This is a genomic window from Allobosea sp. NPDC003192 (assembly GCF_050275675.1).
Taxonomy (GTDB): Bacteria; Pseudomonadota; Alphaproteobacteria; order Rhizobiales; family Beijerinckiaceae; genus Allobosea.
The window spans coordinates 1-18,940 of record NZ_JBNNPK010000020.1 but is presented as its reverse complement, the minus strand read 5'-3'; the positions used below and the strand labels follow the sequence as shown (position 1 = coordinate 18,940).

Sequence of the window (18,940 nt, the reverse complement as noted above, 5' to 3'; positions counted from 1 at the left end):
CGACCGGCTACCGCCGCCCGCCCGTCAAGCTCCCAAGGACACCGCGCAGGATCGCTTGGCCGACCTGCCGGCCGATCGTAGTCGCAGCCGAGCGCGCCGCCGAGGTGATGACCTTTTCGGCCATGCTCTGCGGCAGCGGGCCGCCGCGCGAACCGGGGCCGGTCTTCGGGCGCTCTTTCGGGCCGCCGAGCCAGCCGCCGATCGTGTCGAGGATGCCACCGCCCCCTTCGGTCGAGGCCTCGACCGGCGAGCCGTCGGCATTCATGCCCTTGCGCTTCATCAGCGCCTCATAGGCCGACTCCCGGTCGACCATGGTGTCGTACTTGCCGGTGAAGCCCGAGTCGCGCATGCACTGCGCCCGCTCCTGCGGGGTGATCGGGCCGACCTGCGCCATCGGCGGCGCGATCAGACAGCGCTCGACCATGGTCGGCGAGCCCTTGCCTTCCAGCGTCGAGACCAGCGCCTCGCCAACTGCGAGCTGGGTGATCGCCTGCTCGGTGTTGATCTTCGGGTTCTGCCGGAAGGTCTCGGCCGCGGCCCTGACCGCCTTCTGGTCGCGCGGGGTGAAGGCGCGCAGCGCGTGCTGAACCCGGTTGCCGAGCTGGGCCAGCACGGTATCGGGAATGTCGAGCGGGTTCTGGGTGACGAAATAGACGCCGACTCCCTTGGAGCGGATCAGGCGCACGACCTGCTCGACCGCGGTCAGCAACGCCTTGGGCGCGCCGTTGAAGAGCAGATGCGCCTCGTCGAAGAAGAAGACGAGCTTGGGCTTGTCGAGATCGCCGACCTCGGGCAGCTGCTCGAACAGCTCGGAGAGCAGCCAGAGCAGGAAGGTGGCGTAGAGCCTGGGATTGGCCATCAGCTTGTCGGCGGCCATGATGTTGATGACGCCGCGGCCGTCGCGGTCGGTCTTCATCAGGTCGTTGATGTCGAGCGCCGGCTCGCCGAAGAAGAGGTCGCCCTTCTGGTTCTCCAGCACGAGCAGAGCGCGCTGGATGGTGCCGACCGAGGCGGAGGTGACGTTGCCGTATTTGGTCGTCAGCTCCTGCGCGTTCTCGGCGATGAAGGCGAGGATGGCGCGCAGATCCTTGAGGTCGAGCAGCAGCAGCTTCTGCTCGTCGGCGATGCGGAAGGCGATGTTGAGCACGCCTTCCTGGGTATCGTTGAGGTCGAGCAGGCGCGCCAGCAGCAGCGGCCCCATCTCCGAGATCGTGGCACGGACCGGGTGCCCCTGCTCGCCGAACACATCCCAGAAAACGGTGGTGAACTGGTCGGGCTCGTATTTCAGGCCGAGTTCCTCGGCGCGCTTGACGAAGGGCGGCTTGGAATTGCCGGGCGCGGCGATGCCGGAGAGGTCACCCTTGATATCGGCGGCGAAGACCGGCACGCCGTGCCTGGCGAATCCCTCCGCCAGCACCTGCAGCGTTACCGTCTTGCCGGTGCCGGTCGCCCCGGTGACGAGGCCGTGGCGGTTGGCGAGCTTGAGCAGCAACACCTCCGGCTTCTCGCTCTTGCCGATCAGGATCGTGCCGTCATCCGCCATGGTCGCGCCTGTTCCGTTGCCATAAGATCGTGGAAAGGGTGTAGCGAAACGAGAAGTTGGGCGGAAGCATGAAGATCGCTTCCATCGCAGATAGTTTATGTGTAAACTATTTTCAGAGCACCAGAAGGCTCAACATCAGAGGACCGCACGATGGATGAACTGATCTCCCGCATCATGGCCGCTTCGGGCCTCGACCAGTCGCTGGCGCAAAAGGCGATCGGCATCATCCTCGCCTTCCTGCAGAAGGAAGGTCCCGCGGCCGAGATCGGCCAGCTGATGGCAGCGCTGCCGGGCGCGCAGGAACTCGCCGACGCTGAAGGGGGCGCCAAGGGCGGCCTGCTCGGCACGATCGGCGGCATGATGGGCGGCGGCGGCGTGATGGCGCTTGGCGGCCAGCTGATGGGCGCCGGCCTCTCGATGGGCCAGATCCAGAGCGTCTCGAAGGAGATGTTCGCCGTCGGCCGCGAGAAGGCGGGCGAGGACACGATGGGCGCGATCGTCGGCGCGATCCCGGGCCTCGGCCAGTTCGTCTGAGCTGAAGCATCCCTCACGAGAGATCGGAACGCCGCCCACCGGGCGGCGTTTTCGTTTGCAGGCATAGGAGTTCCCTGTCGCGCGGATCGGCATTTCGGCACGGCTTTCCGACAAAGGGGGCATTTGCGTTCGCCGCTGGCCATGGCAATCAGGACTTCGCGGTTGCACAATGGCCGCCAATCGGCGTGTGTTCCGCCGCCTGATCGAAACGGCAGGAGGAACGCGTGCAAGGAGTTCGTTGCTGATGACCTCGATAGTCCTCGCCGACCTGCCCTTCATGGACGCCTTCGCCACGCCGGGCGAAGCGCAATGGCGCGCGGCGGTCGACAAGGTGCTGAAAGGCGCCGATTTCGAGAAGAAGCTGGTCGGGCGGACGACGGACGGCGTCCGGATCGAGCCGCTCTACGAGGCGGCAGCTGAACAAGGCGCACGCCCTCTGCGCGCAGAAGCTGGGCGCTGGCGCGTCGCGGCGCGCGTCGATCACCCTGATGTGGCGGAAGCGGCGAAACTCACCCTCGCCGAGCTCGAAGGCGGCGCCGATTCCCTTACTCTCGCCTTCGCAGGCGCCCCGGCAGCGCGCGATTTCGGGCTCCAGGCGACCACGATCGAAGCCCTCGATGCAGCACTCGACGGCGTCATGCTCGACCTTGTCCGCCTGCGTCTTGACCCGGCCCCCGGCGGCCGCAAGCAGGCGCTACTGCTGGCCGACCTAGCTGAAAAGCGTGGCCATGCGCCCTCCTCCCTCCAGATCGATTTCGGCATGGAGCCGATCGGCGTGCTCGCCAGCACCGGAGCACTCACCCCCTCCTTACCCGAGCTCGGCAAGCGCATCGCCGAGACGATCGCCACGCTGAAGTCGCGCGGCTTCGCCGGCCCGTTCCTCGCCGCCGATAGCCGGATCTGGCATGAAGCCGGCGCGACCGAGGCGCAGGAGCTTGGCGCCGTGCTGGCAACGGCGGTGACCTATCTGCGCCTGCTGGAAGCTGAAGGACTACCGCTCACCCAAGCCCGCGACGCGATCTCCTTCACCCTCGTCGCCGATGCCGACGAGTTCGTCACCGTCGCCAAATTGCGCGCCGCCCGCCTGCTCTGGGACCGGGTCCAGCGCGCCTGCGGGCTCGATCCCAAACCTGTCTTCATCCATGCCGAGACCGCCTGGCGTTCGCTGACCCGGCGCGATCCCTGGGTCAATCTGCTGCGCGGCACGATCGCCGCCTTCTCGGCTGGCGTCGGCGGCGCCGATTCGATCGGCGTCCAGCCCTTCACCGCGGCGCTCGGCCTGCCCGACGGCTTCGCCCGGCGTATCGCCCGCAATACCCAGCTGATCCTGCTGGAAGAGGCCAATCTCTGGCGCGTCGCCGATCCGGCGGCGGGAGCCGGCGGCTTCGAGGCACTGACGCAGGCGCTGTGCGAGCAGGGCTGGCGCAAGTTCCAGGACCTTGAAGCGGAAAGCGCCGAGGGCCTGACCGGCATCGTCGGCGCGCTCGCCAACGGCCATATCCAGAAGGGCCTGGCTCGGGAGCGCGATGCGCGAGCCAAGGCGATCGCGACCCGGCGCGAGCCGATCACCGGCACCAGCGAGTTTCCCAACCTGTCGGAAGCCTCGGTCTCGGTGCTGGCGCCGCCGCCAGCACCCACGCCCGGCAACGACGCGACAGGTGATGCGATCACCGTCGAGGCCCTGCCGAGCATCCGTCTGGCCGAGCCGTTCGAGGCGCTGCGCGCCAGCGCCGATATCGCCGAAGCGGCCGGTGAGCGACCGAAGGCGTTCCTCGCCACGCTTGGCCCGATCGCCGGCTTCACCGCCCGCTCCGGTTTCGCCCGCAATCTGTTCGAGTCCGGCGGTATCGCCGCGCCCTCCGGCGATGGCTTCGCCAAGGCCGGCGCGACCGATCTCGATGCGCTCGTCACCGCCTTCCGGGCCTCGGGCGCGAAGCTCGCCTGCCTGTGCGGCTCCGATGATGCTTACGCGACCGAGGCGGTCCCGGCTGCGACAGCTTTGACGGCGGCAGGCGCCACGGTCTGGCTCGCCGGCCGCCCCGGCGAGCAGGAAGCGGCGCTGCGCGAAGCCGGCGTGACGAACTTCGTCTTCGCCGGCTGCGACGCCATCGCCGTGCTGCAGGATGCGCTGGCGATCGCCATATCCCCTGTCAGCACGAACAAGGGATAAGCATGCCGATCGCCCTCACCATCGCCGGCTCCGATTCCAGTGGCGGCGCCGGCATCCAGGCCGACCTCAAGACCTTCGCCGCGCATCAGGTCTACGGCGCCAGCGTCATCGTCGCGCTGACCGCGCAGAACACCACGGCGGTGACGGCGATCCATCCAGTTCCGGCCGACTTCGTCGCCGCACAGATCGACGCCGTCTTCGATGACCTCCAGGTCGATGCGGTCAAGATCGGCATGCTCGCCACCGCCGAGCTGATCGAAACCGTCGCCGACGGTCTCGAACGCCACAGCGCGAATAACATCGTACTCGACCCGGTGATGATCGCAGCCTCGGGTGGCCGACTCCTACAGGAAGAAGCGATCGAGGCGCTGAAGCGCCGCCTGCTGCCGCTCTGCACGATCGTCACGCCCAATTTGCCCGAGGCAGCCGCCCTGCTCGGAACCGCCATGGCAGAGACAGAAGAAGCCGCGGCGGAGCAGGCCGAGGCACTGCTCGCGTTCGGCCCGGCCAATGTCCTGGTCAAGGGCGGCCACGGCACCGGCGATGACAGTGTCGACATCCTGATCGGCAGGGACGGAAGCCGCGAGCGCCTGGTCGCGCCGCGCATCGCGACTCAGAACACCCACGGCACCGGCTGCACTTTGTCCTCGGCGATCGCCTCGGGCCTCGCCCACGGCATCGCCCTCAACGAAGCGGTGGCGCTGGCCAAACGCTACATCTCGGCCGCGATCGCGGCCTCGGACGCGGTCAAGGTTGGCCGCGGCCACGGACCGGTGCATCATTTCCACCATTGGTGGGACAGGACAGACGGGAGCAAGCCATGACCGCGATCCCGGATTTCACGAAGCTCGCCTTCGCCGACAAGGCGGCAAGCGCAGCCGCACCGCAGAGCACGGGCGAGCTCTGGCAGACGCCGGAGGATATCCCGGTCAAGCCGCTCTACACGGCCGCGGATCGCGACGGGCTGCCCTTCGTCGACACGCTGCCCGGTATCGCGCCCTATCTGCGCGGCCCCTACCCGACCATGTATGTCAACCAGCTCTGGACGATCCGGCAATATGCCGGCTTCTCCACGGCCGAGGATTCCAACGCCTTCTATCGGCGCAACCTCGCGGCGGGTCAGAAGGGCCTCTCGGTCGCCTTCGATCTCGCTACCCATCGCGGCTATGACAGCGACCATCCGCGCGTCGGCGGCGATGTCGGCATGGCCGGCGTCGCAATCGATTCCATTTACGACATGCGCACGCTGTTTTCCGGCATCCCGCTCGACCAGATGAGCGTGTCGATGACGATGAACGGCGCCGTGCTGCCGGTGCTAGCCCTCTACATTGTCGCGGCGGAAGAACAGGGCGTGCCGGCGGCCAAGCTCTCGGGGACCATCCAGAACGACATCCTCAAGGAGTTCATGGTCCGCAACACCTATATCTACCCGCCCTCGCCCTCGATGCGGATCATCGGCGACATCTTCGCCTACACCTCGGCGAACATGCCGAAGTTCAATTCGATCTCGATTTCCGGCTATCACATGCAGGAGGCCGGAGCGACGCAGGACCTGGAGCTCGGCTACACCCTCGCCGACGGCGTCGAATACATCCGCGCCGGCCAGCAGGCAGGCCTCGGTGTCGACGTCTTCGCGCCACGGCTCTCCTTCTTCTGGGCCATCGGCATGAACTTTTTCATGGAGGTGGCGAAGCTCAGGGCCGCGCGGCTGATCTGGGCCAAGCTGGTCAAGGATTTCGGGGCACAGAACGAGAAGTCCCTGCCCCTGCGCACGCATTGCCAGACCTCGGGCTGGTCGCTGACGGCACAGGACGTCTTCAACAACGTGCCGCGCACCATGATCGAGGCGATGGCGGCGACGCAGGGGCATACCCAGTCGCTGCACACCAACGCCCTCGACGAGGCGCTGGCGCTGCCGACCGACTTCTCGGCCCGCATCGCCCGCAACACCCAGATCGTGCTGCAGCAGGAAAGCGGCACCAACCGGATCATCGATCCCTGGGGCGGCTCCTATTATGTCGAGCGGCTCACCGCCGAACTCGCCGCCAAGGCCTGGGGCCATATCCAGGAGGTCGAGGCGCTGGGCGGCATGGCCAAAGCGATCGAAGCCGGCATCCCCAAGCTCCGGATCGAGGAGGCCGCCGCCAAGACGCAGGCGCGCATCGATGGCCGCCAGCAATCGATCATCGGCGTCAACATCTACAAGCCCGAGAACGAAGCGGCGATCGACGTGCTCAAGGTCGACAATGCCTCGGTCCGCGCCCAGCAGCTCGACAAGCTCCGGCGGCTCAAGGCAGAGCGCAATGAGGCGGAGACGCAAGCCGCCCTCACCGCGCTGACCAATGGTGCACAAGGCAACGGCAATTTGCTCGACCTCGCGGTCAAGGCGGCGCGGGCGAAGGCGACCGTCGGCGAGATCTCGCTGGCGATGGAGAAGGTGTTCGGGCGCCACCGTGCCGAGATCAAGGCGATCTCGGGCGTCTACAAGCGGGAGGTCGGCGAGATGAATCCTGCCGTGACGCGCGTGCAGTTGATGTGCGAGGCCTTTGAGGAGGCCGATGGGCGCCGCCCGCGCATCCTCGTCGCCAAGATGGGCCAGGACGGGCATGATCGCGGCCAGAAGGTGATCGCCTCGGCCTTCGCCGATCTCGGCTTCGACGTCGATATCGGCCCGCTCTTCGCGACTCCGGACGAGGCGGCCCGCCAGGCGGTCGAGAACGACGTCCACATCGTCGGCGTCTCTTCTCTGGCCGCCGGCCACCTCACGCTGGTGCCAGAACTCAAAGGCGCGCTGGCCAAGGCCGGCCGGCCCGACATCATGATCGTAGTCGGCGGCGTGATCCCGCCGCAGGATTTCGACGCCCTGATCGAGGCCGGCGCCAGCGCGATCTTCCCGCCCGGAACCGTCATCGCCGACGCGGCCGAGAAGTTGCTGGAAGAGCTCAACCAGCGCCTCGGCTACACGCAAAAAAGCGCGGCGGAGTGATCCGCCGCGCTGCGCTGGCTTTCAAGACTTACCACTCGCGCCAGCGACGATAATAGCGCGGCGGGGGCGGAGGCGGCGGGCCGTAGAAGCGCGGGCGATCATAGTGACGGCGCCAGCGCGGAACGCCCCAGTAGCCATAGGCCGGCGGCGGCGCGCGCCAGCCATAGCCGGGGCCATCATAATAGGCCTGCTGGATCAGGACGCCGGCCTCGGCCTTGCTGGGCGATGCCGCGCTGATCCCGAGCGCAGCGGCAGCGATGAGGCCGGCAGAAGCGAGAGTGCGAAACATCGTGATGTCTCCTTGTGCCGGAGCGGAAACGCTTCCCGCTCTGGCAAGCACCATCGCGCAACCGGCCTGAACCGGTTTTGAGCGGCGCGTTCAGCAAGCGTTTAAGTCACCGCCCCGCCAGCGCCTCACGCTTCATCAACAGGGACGCGCCGATCACCGCGACCGCCACCGCCGCGATCATGATCGTGCAGGCGGCATTGATCTCGGGCGTGACGCCGAGACGGATTGCCGAATAGAGCCGCATCGGCAGCGTCGTCGCGCCCGGCCCGGTGGTGAAGCTCGCGATGACGAGGTCGTCGAGCGAGAGCGTGAAGGCCAGCATCCAGGCAGCGGCGACGGCCGGCCAGATCAATGGCAGCGTCACGGTTCGGAACGTCTCCACCGGAGTCGCGCCGAGATCGCGCGCGGCTTCCTCCAGCGAGCGGTCGAAGCCGGCAAGCCTAGCCTGCACGACGATACAGGCGAAGCCGAGACTGAAGGTCGCGTGGGCGATCACCACGGTCCAGTAGCCGCGCTCGACATCGCCGGCGACGAAGAGCAGCAGCAGCGACAGGCCTGTGATCACTTCGGGCATCACCAGCGGCGCCATCACCATGCCGGAGAACAGGGTGCGCCCTACGAAGACCCGGTAGCGCGCCAGCGCCAGCGCGGCCAGCGTTCCCAGCACCGTCGCCAAGGTCGCCGAGACCAGCGCGACGCGGATCGTCAGCCAAGCGGCGTCGAGCAGGGGCTCGTTGCGCATGAGTGCGCCGTACCAATGCGTCGAGAAGCCGCCCCAGACCGTCACCAACCGCGAGGCGTTGAAGGAGTAGGCGATCAGCGCGACGATCGGCAGATAGAGGAAGGCGAAGCCGGCGACGAGCGCGGCAAGATGGAAGACTCCAAAACGCCTCATCGCGCATCCCCTGGCGCTGCTCCCCTCGCCCGCTGCAGCAGCATCAGCGGCAGGACGAGGACGACGAGGAGCACGATCGCCACCGCCGAAGCCAGCGGCCAGTCGCGATTGGAGAAGAACTCGTTCCAGAGCACCTTGCCGACCATCAGCGTGTCGGATCCCCCCAGGAGATCGGGGATGACGAACTCGCCGATCGCCGGGATGAAGACCAGAGCCGAGCCGGCGAGGATGCCGGGGATCGAGAGCGGCAGGGTCACGGTCAAGAAGGTGGTGAGCGGCGTCGCGCCGAGATCGGAGGCCGCTTCGAGCAAGGTGCCGTCGAGCTTCTGCAAGGTTGAGAACAGCGGCAGCACCATGAAAGGCAGATAGGAATAGACCATGCCGATCAGCACGGCGGCATCGGTGTTGAGCAGGCGTAAAGGCTCACTCGTCAGCCCGATGCCCATCAGCGCCATGTCGAGCAGGCCGTCCGGCCTGAGGATGCCGATCCAGGCGTAGACGCGAATCAGGAACGAGGTCCAGAACGGCAGGATGACCAGGACGAGCAGGACGCTTTGCCAGCGCTTGGGCGCCAGCGCCATCGCATAGGCGAGCGGATAGCCGATCGCGAGCGCGATCAGCGTGGTCAGCGCTGCGATGCGCAGCGAGGAGAGATAGCTCTGCCAATAGAGCGGGTCGTCGCCGAGCAGGCGGAAATTCTCGAGATCGAGCGCGCTCAGGAATTCGCCGAGCTGAGCGAAGCCGGGGAAATGCGGAGCGTAGGGCGGCTGGTCCGTCGCGGCGTCCGAAAGCGCGATCCGGAGAACGATGACGAAGGGCGCGAGGAAGAAGGCGATGAGCCAGAGATAGGGGATGGCCGCAACCAGCAGGCCGCGCCCCGTCCCGCTGGCTCGGGGAACCGGCGTGCTCACGACGCCAGCACCATGCCGGCCTCGACGTCCCAGGAGAGCCAGACCCTGTCTTCCCAGGCGAAGGGCCGCTCGATCCGCCGCGTGCGGTTGGTCAGCGAGACCTTGAAGAGCTTGCCGTCATCGCCGCCGACCATGACCTGGACCATCGTCATGTCGCCGAGATAGCCGATATCCCAGATCTCGCCGGCGACCTTGTTGACGCCCTGCGGCGGCTCGTCATGGCTGAGCGCGATCTTCTCGGGACGCAGGCCGATGGTGAGCGCATCGCTCGGCCGGCAGTTCGGCGCATCCTCGTCGAGCTCGATCACACCGACCGGCAGGCTCTCAAGAGTGATGAGATCGCCTTCCACAGCGGTGACCCTGCCCTCGATCAGGTTGATGTCGCCGACGAACTCGGCGACGAAGCGGCTGGCCGGCGCCTCGTAGATCAGGTCGGGCGGCGCGATCTGCAGCAGCCGGCCATCGTCCATCACCGCCATGCGGTCGGCCATGGTCATGGCCTCGTCCTGGTCGTGGGTGACGACCATGAAGGTCAGGCTAAGATCGGCCTGGAGGTCCATCAGCTCGTATTGCGTCTCCTCGCGCAACTTCTTGTCGAGCGCGCCCAAGGGCTCGTCGAGCAAAAGGAGCTTGGGCTGCTTGACCAAGGCGCGGGCGAGCGCGACGCGCTGGCGCTGGCCGCCGGAGAGCTGGTCCGGCCGGCGCTTCTCCATCCCCTTCAGGCGGACGCGCCCGAGCATGGCATCGACGCGCTGGGCGATCTCGGCCTTGGGCAGGCCCTCGCGCTTCAGGCCGTAGGCGATGTTGTCGCCGACGCTGAGATGCGGGAACAGCGCATAGGACTGGAACATCATGTTGACCGGCCGCTGGTGCGGCGGCACGGCGGTGATGTCGACGCCGTCGAGCAGGATCTCGCCTTCGTCGGGCTGCTCGAAGCCGGCGAGCATGCGCATCAGCGTGGTCTTGCCGCAGCCGGACGGGCCGAGCAGCGCGAAGAACTCGCGTTGATGGATCGCAAGCGAGAGCCGGTCGACCGCCGTCACCGCGCCGAAGCGCTTGGTCACATTGCGGAATTCGACCAGTGGCTTGGCGTTCGGATCGTTCCAGGGCTGGAAGTCGCGCCGGACGCTACCCGGCGAGGCGCGCCTTCCACCCGCTTCCGGACTGCTCACCTGCCGCTCTTGACGCGGGTCCACAGCCGGTTGACCACCCGCTGTGTCTTCTGGTCGTAAGGCGTGATCGTGTAGAGGCGGCTCATCACCGCATCGGTCGGATAGATGCCCGGATTGTCGCGGACCTCGGCCGAGAGCAAAGGCTTCGCCGCGAGGTTGCCGTTGGCGTACTGGATGAAGTCCGAGTTCTTCGCCGCCATCTCCGGCCGGTTGACGAAGTCGATGAATTGCAGGGCCGCGTCGGGGTTGCCGGCATCCTTCGGGATCACGAAGGAATCGAACCACATCAGCGCGCCTTCCTTCGGGATGACATAGCTGATCTCGACCTTGTTCTTGGCTTCGACGGCGCGCTTCCTGGCCTGCAGCACGTCGCCGGAATACCCGACCGCCAGGCAGATATCGCCATTGGCGAGCGCGTTGATGTATTCCGACGAATGGAACTTCTGGATGTGCGGGCGGATCTTGCGCAGCAATTCGCCGGCCTTGTTGAGATCGGCCTCGTTTTTCGAATCGGGATCGAGCCCGAGATAACGCAGCGCCGCCGGGAACATCTCCTCGACCGCGTCGAGCACATGCACGCCGCAATTGGAGAGCTTCTTCAGCTTCTCCGGATCGAAGACGATGCTCCAGCTGTCGATGACGGCGTCGTTGCCGAGCCGTTCCTTGATCTTGGCAGTGTTGTAGCCGATCCCAGTGGTGCCCCACATGTAGTTCACGGCGTATTTGTTGCCGGGATCGTATTTCGACAGGCGCTGCTTGATCTCCGGCCAGGCGTGTTTGAGGTTCGGCACTTTGGCGGTGTCGATCGGCGTGTAGAGACCGATCGGGATGTGCCTCGGCAGGAAGGAAGCGGTGACGACGACGAGGTCGTAGCCGGTCTTGCCGGCGAGCAGCTTGGTCTCGACCGTCTCCATCTGGTCGAAGGTATCGTAGACGACGGTGATGCCGGTCTCTTTCTTGAAGGCGTCGAGCACCTCCGGATTGACGTAGTCCGACCAGTTGAAGATGCGCAGTTCCTTGTTTTCCTGCGCCCCAGCCGGGCCGGCCGCAAGAGCGAGCCCGAGAGCCGCCGCAGCGGCCAAGCTATGCATAACCGACGTCAACGTGCGCAATCTGCCCCTCCTTTAGATTTCGCGGGCGCACGCTAGCAGCTTGCTGCAAAGCCTCAACCTCGATTTCGTGATCGGCGACGCTCCGTCGTGCCTTGTTGCGGCCCCGCCTCGCCCCCTATTTTCCGCAAAAGAATGATCAGACGGTTTTTCCTGTTCTTCGCGCTCGTCTTCCTGCTGCCCCTCGGCACTCACGCCGCCTGGTGGCAGTTGCAGCCGCTGGCCTCCGACTGGGCCCGCGCCGACTGGTCGAGCGCCGCGCTCCTGCCCGCCCCCGCCATCGAGCCCGAAGCGACCGTCCACATCTTCGCCGCCCGCGTCGGTCGCTGGCGCGGCGTCTTCGCCCATCACTCCTGGGTCGTGGTGAAGGAGAAGAACGCCCCGGCCTATACCCGCTTCGACGTCGTCGGCTGGGGCAATCCGGTGCGCGTCAATGTCCGCGTCGCCGATGGTCGCTGGTATGGCAATGTCCCGGAGGTCGTCGGCGAGATCAGGGGGCAGGCAGCCGAGGCGCTTATCCCGCGCATCCGCGAGGCCGTGAAGGGCTATGGCTATAGCGACTATGGCTCCTATGCCGCCTGGCCGGGGCCTAACTCGAACAGCTTCGTCCAGCACATTCTTTCCGAAGTGCCGGAGCTCGGCCGCGCTTTGCCGCCGACCGCGATCGGCAAGGACTGGCGCGAGAGCGGGCTCTACGCCGGCTTTACGCCGAGCCGTACCGGCTTGCAGGCCTCGCTCTACGGCCTCGCCGGTGTGACACTCGGCTGGGTCGAGGGCGTCGAGATCAACCTGCTCGGCCTCGTCGCCGGCTTCGACTTGCAACGGCCGGCGCTGAAGCTGCCGGGCTGGGGGCGGGTGGGACTATAGCGTCATGCTCGGGCTTGCCCCGAGCATCTCAGGCCGGAAGAGGCTCCAACAGTCCTCTCGTCCAGAGATTCTCGGGTCTGCGCTTCGCTTCGCCCGAGAATGACGCCCTTCATCAATTCCGCAGCACCAGGCAGGCCCCGCCCGCCTGCCGCAGGCGATTGCAAGCCAATGTCGCCTCGCGCAGGCTCTGCGCCGGCAGCCTGACGCGGTAGAAGCGGCCCCTGCCCCGCCCCGGCACGGCCGAGCCCAGGATCATGGTCGGCTTGCCCGCCAGCAGCGAGGCGAAGCGCGCCGCGACCCGCTGATAGGAGGCGATGGCGCGTGCCTTCGAGGTGTTGCCCGCGAGCTGGACGCCGAACGGCCCATAGGCGCCCTCGACCAGCACGGCTGGCGCGGTGATGCGGATCGAGGCGACCGTGGCGAGGCAGTCGGTCTCCTCCCGCGTCGCCGCCGGCGGCGTCTCGCCTGCGCCAAGCCGCCATTCCTCGACAGGGCGGCCGGTGATGAAGCGGACATAGGCCTGCGTCTCATAGGGCAGCATGCCGCCGCGCTCGACCCAGCGCGCGACGCGGTTCGGCCCGCCATTATAGGCGGCTGCGGCGAGGCCGAGATTGCCGAACTGGTTCTTGAGCGCCGCGAGGAAGGCCGCCGAATGCGGGATCGCCGCCTCCGGATCGAACGGATCGGCGAGGCCGCGCTCATTCGCCGTGCCCGGCATGAACTGGGCGATGCCCTGTGCGCCTGCCGGGCTGACGACGTTGGGCCGGAAGCTGCTCTCGCGCCAGATCAGGCGCGTGAAGAAGGCGACTGGCAGGTCATGCGTCTTCGCGGCGCCTTCGATCAGCCGGCAGATGGTCTGTGCCACGCTCTCGGTCTGCGGCTCGGCTAGAGCCGGGCCGCCGAGCAGCATGGCGGCGAGCGCCGCGACAAGGATGCGGCGCCGCGCTGCCCTCACGCGGCGTCGAGCGCCTGGGCGAGATCCGAGATCAGGTCCTCGATGTTCTCGATGCCGACCGAGATACGGATCAGCGCGTCGGTGAGGCCGATCTCCTCGCGCAATTCGCGGGCGACGCCGGAATGGGTCATCGCGGCGGGATGCGAGACCAGCGTCTCGGTACCGCCAAGGCTGACCGCGAGCTTCATGATCTGGAGGTTGTCGAGCACGGCGAAGGCTTCCTTCTCGCCGCCCTTGACGTCGAAGGCGAAGGTCGAGCCGGGCTCGACGCATTGCCGGTCGAACACCGCCTTGCGCGGATCGCCCTCGGCGAGATCGCCGAGGTAGTGGACCTTGGCGATCTTCGGGTGCTTGCGCAGATAGTCGGCGACCTTGCGGCCGTTCTCATTGGCGCGGTGCATGCGGATGTCGAGCGTCTCGAGCGAGCGCATCAGCATCCAGCAGGAATTCGGATCGAGCTGGGTGCCGAGCGAGCCGCGCCAGCTCTTCACCTGCCGCACCAGCGCCTTCGAGCCGCTGATCGAGCCGCCGACGAGGTCGCTGTGGCCGCCGACATATTTGGTCAGCGACAGCAAGGTGAGATCGGCGCCGTGCTTCAGCGGCTTCTGGAAGATCGGCCCGAGCATGGTGTTGTCGACCACGACCGGCGGGCGATGCCCCTGCGACTTCTCCAGCTCGTCGGCGATCGCCTTGCAGGCGGAGAGGTCGACGAGGCCGTTGGTCGGGTTGGCCGGGGTCTCGACCAGGATCATCGCGACGCGGCCCTTGGCGGCGGCATCCTGTGCGACCTTGCGCATCTGCACGACATCGACGCCATCCGTGAAGCCGAAGGGCGTGACGCCGAAGGCGCCCATCTGGTTCTTCAGCAGCGTCTCGGTGCCGCCATAGAGCGGGCGGCTGTGGATGACGGTGTCGCCCGGCCGCAGGAAGGCGAAGCAGGTCGTCGCGATCGCCGCCATGCCGCTGGCGAAGACGGCGCAGGCCTCGGCCTCGTCCCAGATCGCCAGGCGATCCTCGAGGATTTCCATGTTGGGATGGTTGAAGCGCGAATAGACCAGGCCCGACTTCTCGCCCGGCTTGAGCTGGCGGCGGCCAGCGGTCAGGTCGAAGAAATCCTTACCCTGCTGGGCGTTCTCGAAAACGAAGGTCGAGGTCAGGAAGACCGGCGGCTTGAGCGCGCCTTCCGACATGGCCGGCGAATAGCCATAGCCCATCATCAGGGTCTCGGGATGGAGCCGGCGATTGGCGATCCGGTCCTTATGGTAGCTGTCGTCGCTCATGACTTACCTCCTCGCCGGCCAGCTCGGCCCCGCGACGCGAGCCTAGGACGATCCTAGGGCCATTGCATGAACGATAACCCGTGCTCTAGAGCAAGATTTTGCAGCTTCCTGCTCGCAGGCAAGCCCAGAGGAGCAGATCATGCTCGACACGATCGACCGCCGCATGCTCACCCTCCTGCAGGAGGATGGCCGCATCACCAATCAGGACCTGTCGGAGAAGGTCGGCCTGTCGCCGACGCCCTGCCTGCGCCGGCTGAAGCGACTGGAAGAGACCGGCGTCATCAAGGGCTATTCGGCGATCGTCGATCCCAAGGCCTATGGGCTGCCCTTCAGTGTCTTCGTCTCGGTCCGGCTCAGCCAGCAGAATACGGAGCAGATCGCCGAGTTCGAAAAGGCGGTCGAGAACTGGCCGGAGGTGGCGGAATGCTATCTGATGACCGGCAGTCAGGACTATCTGCTGCGCGTGCTGACCGACGGCATCGAGGGCTATGAGCGCTTCCTGAAGCAGAAGATGACGCGGCTGAAATGCGTCCAGTCGGTCGAATCCAACTTCGCCCTGGCGACGATCAAGAAGCGGGTCGGCCTGCCGCCGCTCTGATCCAGTACCGGCGCAAGGAACGCTCCATCCCACATGCCGGCGCGACAAGGCTGCCATGTGGCTGCTGGCAGTGCCCGCCGAGCGACCTCCTCCTAAGCTACCCCGGCAAGGCCCGTCGCCAAAGACGGGCTGCACGGAGGAACACCATGAGCAGAGCAGAACGCGCCAGCGGCGCAGTGTCGCTGTTTGCCATTGCCGCCGTCACCATCGCTGGGTGCCTACCCGCCACGGCCGAGATGTCCAGCGCGGTCAAGCGTTCCGAACAGACGGTCGCCGGCTTGCAGGGGCCGGCGGAGCTCATCCTCGATCAATGGGGCGTCGCCCATATCTACGCCGCCTCGTCTCGCGATGCCCTCTTCCTGCAAGGCTACAATGCGGCGCGCGACCGGCTCTGGCAGATCGACCTCTGGCGCAAGCGCGGGCTCGGGCTTCTAGCCCGGGATTTCGGCCCGTCCTATGTCGCGCAGGATCGCGCCGCCCGGCTCTTCCTCTATCGCGGCGAGATGGACAAGGAATGGGCCGCCTACGGCCCCGACGCCAAGTCCTATACCGACGCCTTCGTCGCCGGCATCAATGCCCGCGTCGACGAGGTACGGGCTGGCAAGCAGCCATTGCCGCTCGATTTCCGCGTTTCCGGCACTTTGCCGGATCGCTGGAGCGCCGAGGACGTGGTGCGCATCCGCAGCCATGGCCTGACCCGCAACGTCATGTCCGAGGTGGTGCGCGCCCGCGTCGCCTGCGCCGCCGGCATCGAGGCCGATCGCTTCCGCCGCGTGCTGGAGCCGAGCGTCAAGACCAAGGTGCCGGACGGGCTCGATCCCTGCGCGATCAAGCCCGACATCCTCGACGATTACACTCTCGCGACGCGCGAGGTCACCTTCGCCGCCCCCGGCGAGAAGCGCGCCGCGCTCGACCGCGACGCCATCTTCGCCGCGGCCGGCGACAGTGTCTCCACCATCGGCTCGAACAACTGGACGATCGCGGCGAACCGCACCGCGACCGGCCGGCCGATCCTGGCCAACGATCCGCATCGCGCCCATGGCGTACCGTCGCTGCGCTACGTCGTTCACCTCAATGCACCCGGCCTCTCGGTGATCGGCGCGGGTGAACCCGCTCTCCCCGGCATATCGATCGGCCACAATGGCGAGATCGCCTTCGGGCTGACGATCTTCGCGATCGATCAGGAAGATCTCTACGTCTATGAGACCAACCCGGCCAATCCGAACCAGTATCGCTATGGAAGCGGCTGGGAGGAGATGAAGACCGTCAGCGAGACGATCGAGGTCAAGGGCGAGGCGCCGCGCCAGGTCGACCTGAAATTCACCCGCCACGGCCCGATCATGAAGGCCGAGCCCGATGAGAAGCGCGCCTTCGCCATCCGCACGGTCTGGTTCGAGCCGGGCACCTCGGCCTATTTCAACTCGGCCGAATACATGACGGCGAAGGACTGGGCCGGCTTCAAGAAGGCGATGGCCGAATGGGGCGCGCCATCCGAGAACCAAGTCTATGCCGACAACAAGGGCAATATCGGCTGGATCGTCGGCGGACGCGCGCCGCAGCGGCCGAACCATGACGGCCTGATGCCGGTGCCCGGCGACGGCCGCTATGAATGGACCGGCTTCCTCAAGGCCGGCGAACTGCCCGAGGTCTACAATCCGACCGACGGATTCTTCGCCACCGCTAACGAGATGAACATCCCGAAGGACCATCCGTTGCTCGCCAAGCGCGTCGGCTTCGAATGGTCGGATCCCTCGCGGATCAACCGGATCAAGGCCGTGCTCGGCATCAAGACCAAGGTGACGCTCGCCGACGCCATGGCCCTGCAGAACGACGACAGCTCGGACAATGGCCGTAAGCTCGCCGCGCTGCTGGCGCCGCTGTCCTCGGACGATCCGGTCACGGCCGAAGGCCTGAAGCTGATCAAGGGCTGGAACCACGAGACCGCAGTCGACAGCGCCGCCGCCGCGCTCTCCGAGGTCTGGATGAGCAAGCATCTCGGCCGCGCCCTGACGGCCAAGGCCGTGCCGGAAAGGGCGCGTAGCGTCATCGGCCCGCTCGATGTCGCGGCGGTCGTCGCCTATCTGCAGGCGCCCGACAACGCACTCGGCCCCGATCCGAAGGCGGCCCGTGACGCCTTGCTCCTCGAGACACTGAAGGCGGCGATGGAGGAGCTCCGGCAATCGCTCGGACCGGACACCACGAAGTGGAACTGGGGCAAGATCCATCATGCCCAGTTCGATCATGCGCTCTCGCCGCTTGCCAGCGGCCCGGACCGGGCGCAGCTCAATGTCGGCCGGCTCGCCATGGGCGGCTCGGCCTTCAGCCCGCGCGCGGCATCCTACCGGATCTCCGACTTCAAGGTGATTGCGGGCGCCTCGTTCCGCATGGTGCTGGACGTCGGCAACTGGGACGAGAGCCGCTTCGTCAACACGCCAGGCCAGTCGGGCGACGCCTACAGCCCGCATTATCGCGATCTCGCGCCGCTCTGGGCCGCCGGGGACTATGCGCCGCTGCTCTATTCCCGTGAGGCGATCGAGAAGGCCGCCCGCTCGGTCATCGCGCTCAAGCCCGGCGGCTGACGCGGCTGGGCACGAGAGCGGAAGCTCCGGCCTCCGTTCTCAGGCCCGCGCCCGGTCGATGGCGCGCCGGACGACCTGCGTCACTTCGCTGTTCGACAGGAAAAGGTCGTGGCGCAGCAGGCTCCAGCCGCGGCCGGCCGTATCGGCAACGCGAACGCCAAGCTGCTCCAGCCGCTCGCGGTCGGCGGCTCCGGCGCGGGCGACACCGCCAGCGATGCGCGAGGACACCGCCAGAGCCTTGTCGCCAGGATCGATGATCACGGTCATCCGATGCGCGATCGGGCCGAGCCGCGGTACGGTTTGCTCGAAAGCGTCGATGTCGACATCGGGCGAGGCCAGGACGACGGCGCCGACCCGGTCGGAGAGGCCCTCGAAATCGCGCAGCTCACGCAGACCCTCCAGCGTCAGGAAGCTGCCCATCGAATGCGCGACGATATTGATCCGCCCGATCGTCGGATTGGCCACCAACGCCTTCAGTGTCTGGACGAAACCGTCGCGCGACCAGAGTGCGCTCTCGCGGTCATAGGCATAGGCGAGCAAGCCGCCGCCGGACGGCCAAGTGAACAGCGCCGTGCGGCCCTCGAAGGCGAGTGCATGCGAGAGCTGGCCGGCGCTGCGTGCGGCCGATTCGAAAGTCTCGTTGAAGCCGTGCACATAGAGCAGCACATCGCGGCCGGTCGCAGCGTCAGAGAAGGCGCGGGCGGCGTCGCTCGCGCTGCGGCGGGTGACGCCGAGCACGGCCCAGTCGCCGCTGACGACGGAGCTCACTTGCGCCGCGACGCCGCGTCCCGGCGCCGACAGCCTGACCTCGGCGAAGGTCAGCCCGCTGCCGCGTTCGGAGCCGAAATAGGGCGGGCGATCGCCGGTCGGCTTGCGCGTCGTCGCGACGAGCAGCTGCGGCTCCTTGCCGAAGCTGGATGAATCAGCCGGCCCGATGAAGGGCGAGACGGAAGCCTCGCTCTGCGCGCAACCGGCCAGCCCCAGCCCGAAGAGGGCAACGAAGGAGCGGCGTGAAACGGCGTGTCGCGAAGGCGAGGTCACTGGCGAAATCC

The 18,940-nt window shown here is 66.9% G+C and carries 16 protein-coding genes; 7 read left to right on the top strand and 9 right to left on the bottom strand.

Annotated features, from left to right (window positions below; all coding sequences use genetic code 11):
• Window positions 1–7: 7 nt before the first annotated feature.
• A complete protein-coding gene (locus tag ACQKLX_RS23155; RefSeq protein WP_427363913.1) occupies window positions 8–1,543 on the bottom strand; it encodes a helicase HerA-like domain-containing protein in 1,536 nt (511 codons plus the stop codon).
• A 150-nt stretch (window positions 1,544–1,693) separates the two neighbouring features.
• Here ACQKLX_RS23155 and ACQKLX_RS23150 point away from each other — a divergent pair, with 150 nt between their 5' ends.
• From ACQKLX_RS23150 to scpA, 4 genes are all read left to right on the top strand, one after another.
• Window positions 1,694–2,077, top strand: a complete 384-nt coding sequence (locus ACQKLX_RS23150) for a DUF2267 domain-containing protein (protein WP_427363912.1) — start codon at window positions 1,694–1,696, stop codon at window positions 2,075–2,077.
• A gap of 244 nt (window positions 2,078–2,321) precedes the next feature.
• The gene (locus tag ACQKLX_RS23145; protein WP_427363911.1) at window positions 2,322–4,247 is read left to right on the top strand and encodes a methylmalonyl-CoA mutase family protein; all 1,926 of its coding nucleotides are present in this window, start codon (window positions 2,322–2,324) and stop codon (window positions 4,245–4,247) included.
• Complete coding sequence (gene thiD, locus ACQKLX_RS23140; RefSeq protein ID WP_427364027.1) at window positions 4,244–5,071, top strand: bifunctional hydroxymethylpyrimidine kinase/phosphomethylpyrimidine kinase; 828 nt, start codon at window positions 4,244–4,246, stop codon at window positions 5,069–5,071. The genes ACQKLX_RS23145 and thiD overlap by 4 nt, the downstream gene beginning before the upstream one ends.
• Entirely contained in the window at window positions 5,068–7,233 is a 2,166-nt protein-coding gene (gene scpA / locus ACQKLX_RS23135) for a methylmalonyl-CoA mutase (RefSeq protein ID WP_427363910.1), read from the top strand. The genes thiD and scpA overlap by 4 nt, the downstream gene beginning before the upstream one ends.
• Before the next feature lie 28 nt (window positions 7,234–7,261).
• Here scpA and ACQKLX_RS23130 read toward each other — a convergent pair whose 3' ends face one another.
• The 5 genes from ACQKLX_RS23130 to ACQKLX_RS23110 form a co-directional block, all read right to left on the bottom strand.
• Entirely contained in the window at window positions 7,262–7,522 is a 261-nt protein-coding gene (locus ACQKLX_RS23130) for a hypothetical protein (RefSeq protein WP_427363909.1), read from the bottom strand.
• 106 nt (window positions 7,523–7,628) lie between these two features.
• Window positions 7,629–8,417, bottom strand: coding sequence for an ABC transporter permease (locus tag ACQKLX_RS23125; protein ID WP_427363908.1), 789 nt, complete (start codon window positions 8,415–8,417; stop codon window positions 7,629–7,631).
• Entirely contained in the window at window positions 8,414–9,328 is a 915-nt protein-coding gene (locus ACQKLX_RS23120) for an ABC transporter permease (protein WP_427363907.1), read from the bottom strand. Before ACQKLX_RS23120 ends, ACQKLX_RS23125 begins: the two co-directional genes overlap by 4 nt.
• Window positions 9,325–10,500, bottom strand: a complete 1,176-nt coding sequence (locus ACQKLX_RS23115; protein ID WP_427363906.1) for an ABC transporter ATP-binding protein — start codon at window positions 10,498–10,500, stop codon at window positions 9,325–9,327. Before ACQKLX_RS23115 ends, ACQKLX_RS23120 begins: the two co-directional genes overlap by 4 nt.
• Complete coding sequence (locus tag ACQKLX_RS23110; RefSeq protein ID WP_427363905.1) at window positions 10,497–11,591, bottom strand: polyamine ABC transporter substrate-binding protein; 1,095 nt, start codon at window positions 11,589–11,591, stop codon at window positions 10,497–10,499. The genes ACQKLX_RS23115 and ACQKLX_RS23110 overlap by 4 nt, the downstream gene beginning before the upstream one ends.
• A 153-nt stretch (window positions 11,592–11,744) precedes the next feature.
• Between ACQKLX_RS23110 and ACQKLX_RS23105 the strand changes: the two genes are divergently transcribed.
• Entirely contained in the window at window positions 11,745–12,476 is a 732-nt protein-coding gene (locus tag ACQKLX_RS23105) for a DUF3750 domain-containing protein (RefSeq protein ID WP_427363904.1), read from the top strand.
• A gap of 112 nt (window positions 12,477–12,588) precedes the next feature.
• Here ACQKLX_RS23105 and ACQKLX_RS23100 read toward each other — a convergent pair whose 3' ends face one another.
• Window positions 12,589–13,386, bottom strand: coding sequence for a lytic transglycosylase domain-containing protein (locus tag ACQKLX_RS23100; RefSeq protein WP_427364026.1), 798 nt, complete (start codon window positions 13,384–13,386; stop codon window positions 12,589–12,591).
• A 41-nt stretch (window positions 13,387–13,427) separates the two neighbouring features.
• Window positions 13,428–14,711: a cystathionine gamma-synthase family protein gene (locus ACQKLX_RS23095; protein ID WP_427363903.1), complete on the bottom strand. Its 1,284-nt coding sequence runs from the start codon at window positions 14,709–14,711 to the stop codon at window positions 13,428–13,430.
• A gap of 139 nt (window positions 14,712–14,850) precedes the next feature.
• Here ACQKLX_RS23095 and ACQKLX_RS23090 point away from each other — a divergent pair, with 139 nt between their 5' ends.
• Both ACQKLX_RS23090 and ACQKLX_RS23085 read left to right on the top strand, forming a co-directional pair.
• On the top strand, window positions 14,851–15,309 hold the full coding sequence (locus tag ACQKLX_RS23090) for an Lrp/AsnC family transcriptional regulator (RefSeq protein ID WP_326877319.1): 459 nt from the start codon (window positions 14,851–14,853) through the stop codon (window positions 15,307–15,309).
• Between the two features lie 146 nt (window positions 15,310–15,455).
• Window positions 15,456–17,888, top strand: coding sequence for a penicillin acylase family protein (locus ACQKLX_RS23085; RefSeq protein WP_427363902.1), 2,433 nt, complete (start codon window positions 15,456–15,458; stop codon window positions 17,886–17,888).
• A 39-nt stretch (window positions 17,889–17,927) separates the two neighbouring features.
• Here the strand turns inward: ACQKLX_RS23085 and ACQKLX_RS23080 are convergent, their stop codons facing one another.
• Window positions 17,928–18,938: an alpha/beta hydrolase gene (locus ACQKLX_RS23080; protein WP_427363901.1), complete on the bottom strand. Its 1,011-nt coding sequence runs from the start codon at window positions 18,936–18,938 to the stop codon at window positions 17,928–17,930.
• Window positions 18,939–18,940 lie beyond the last annotated feature (2 nt).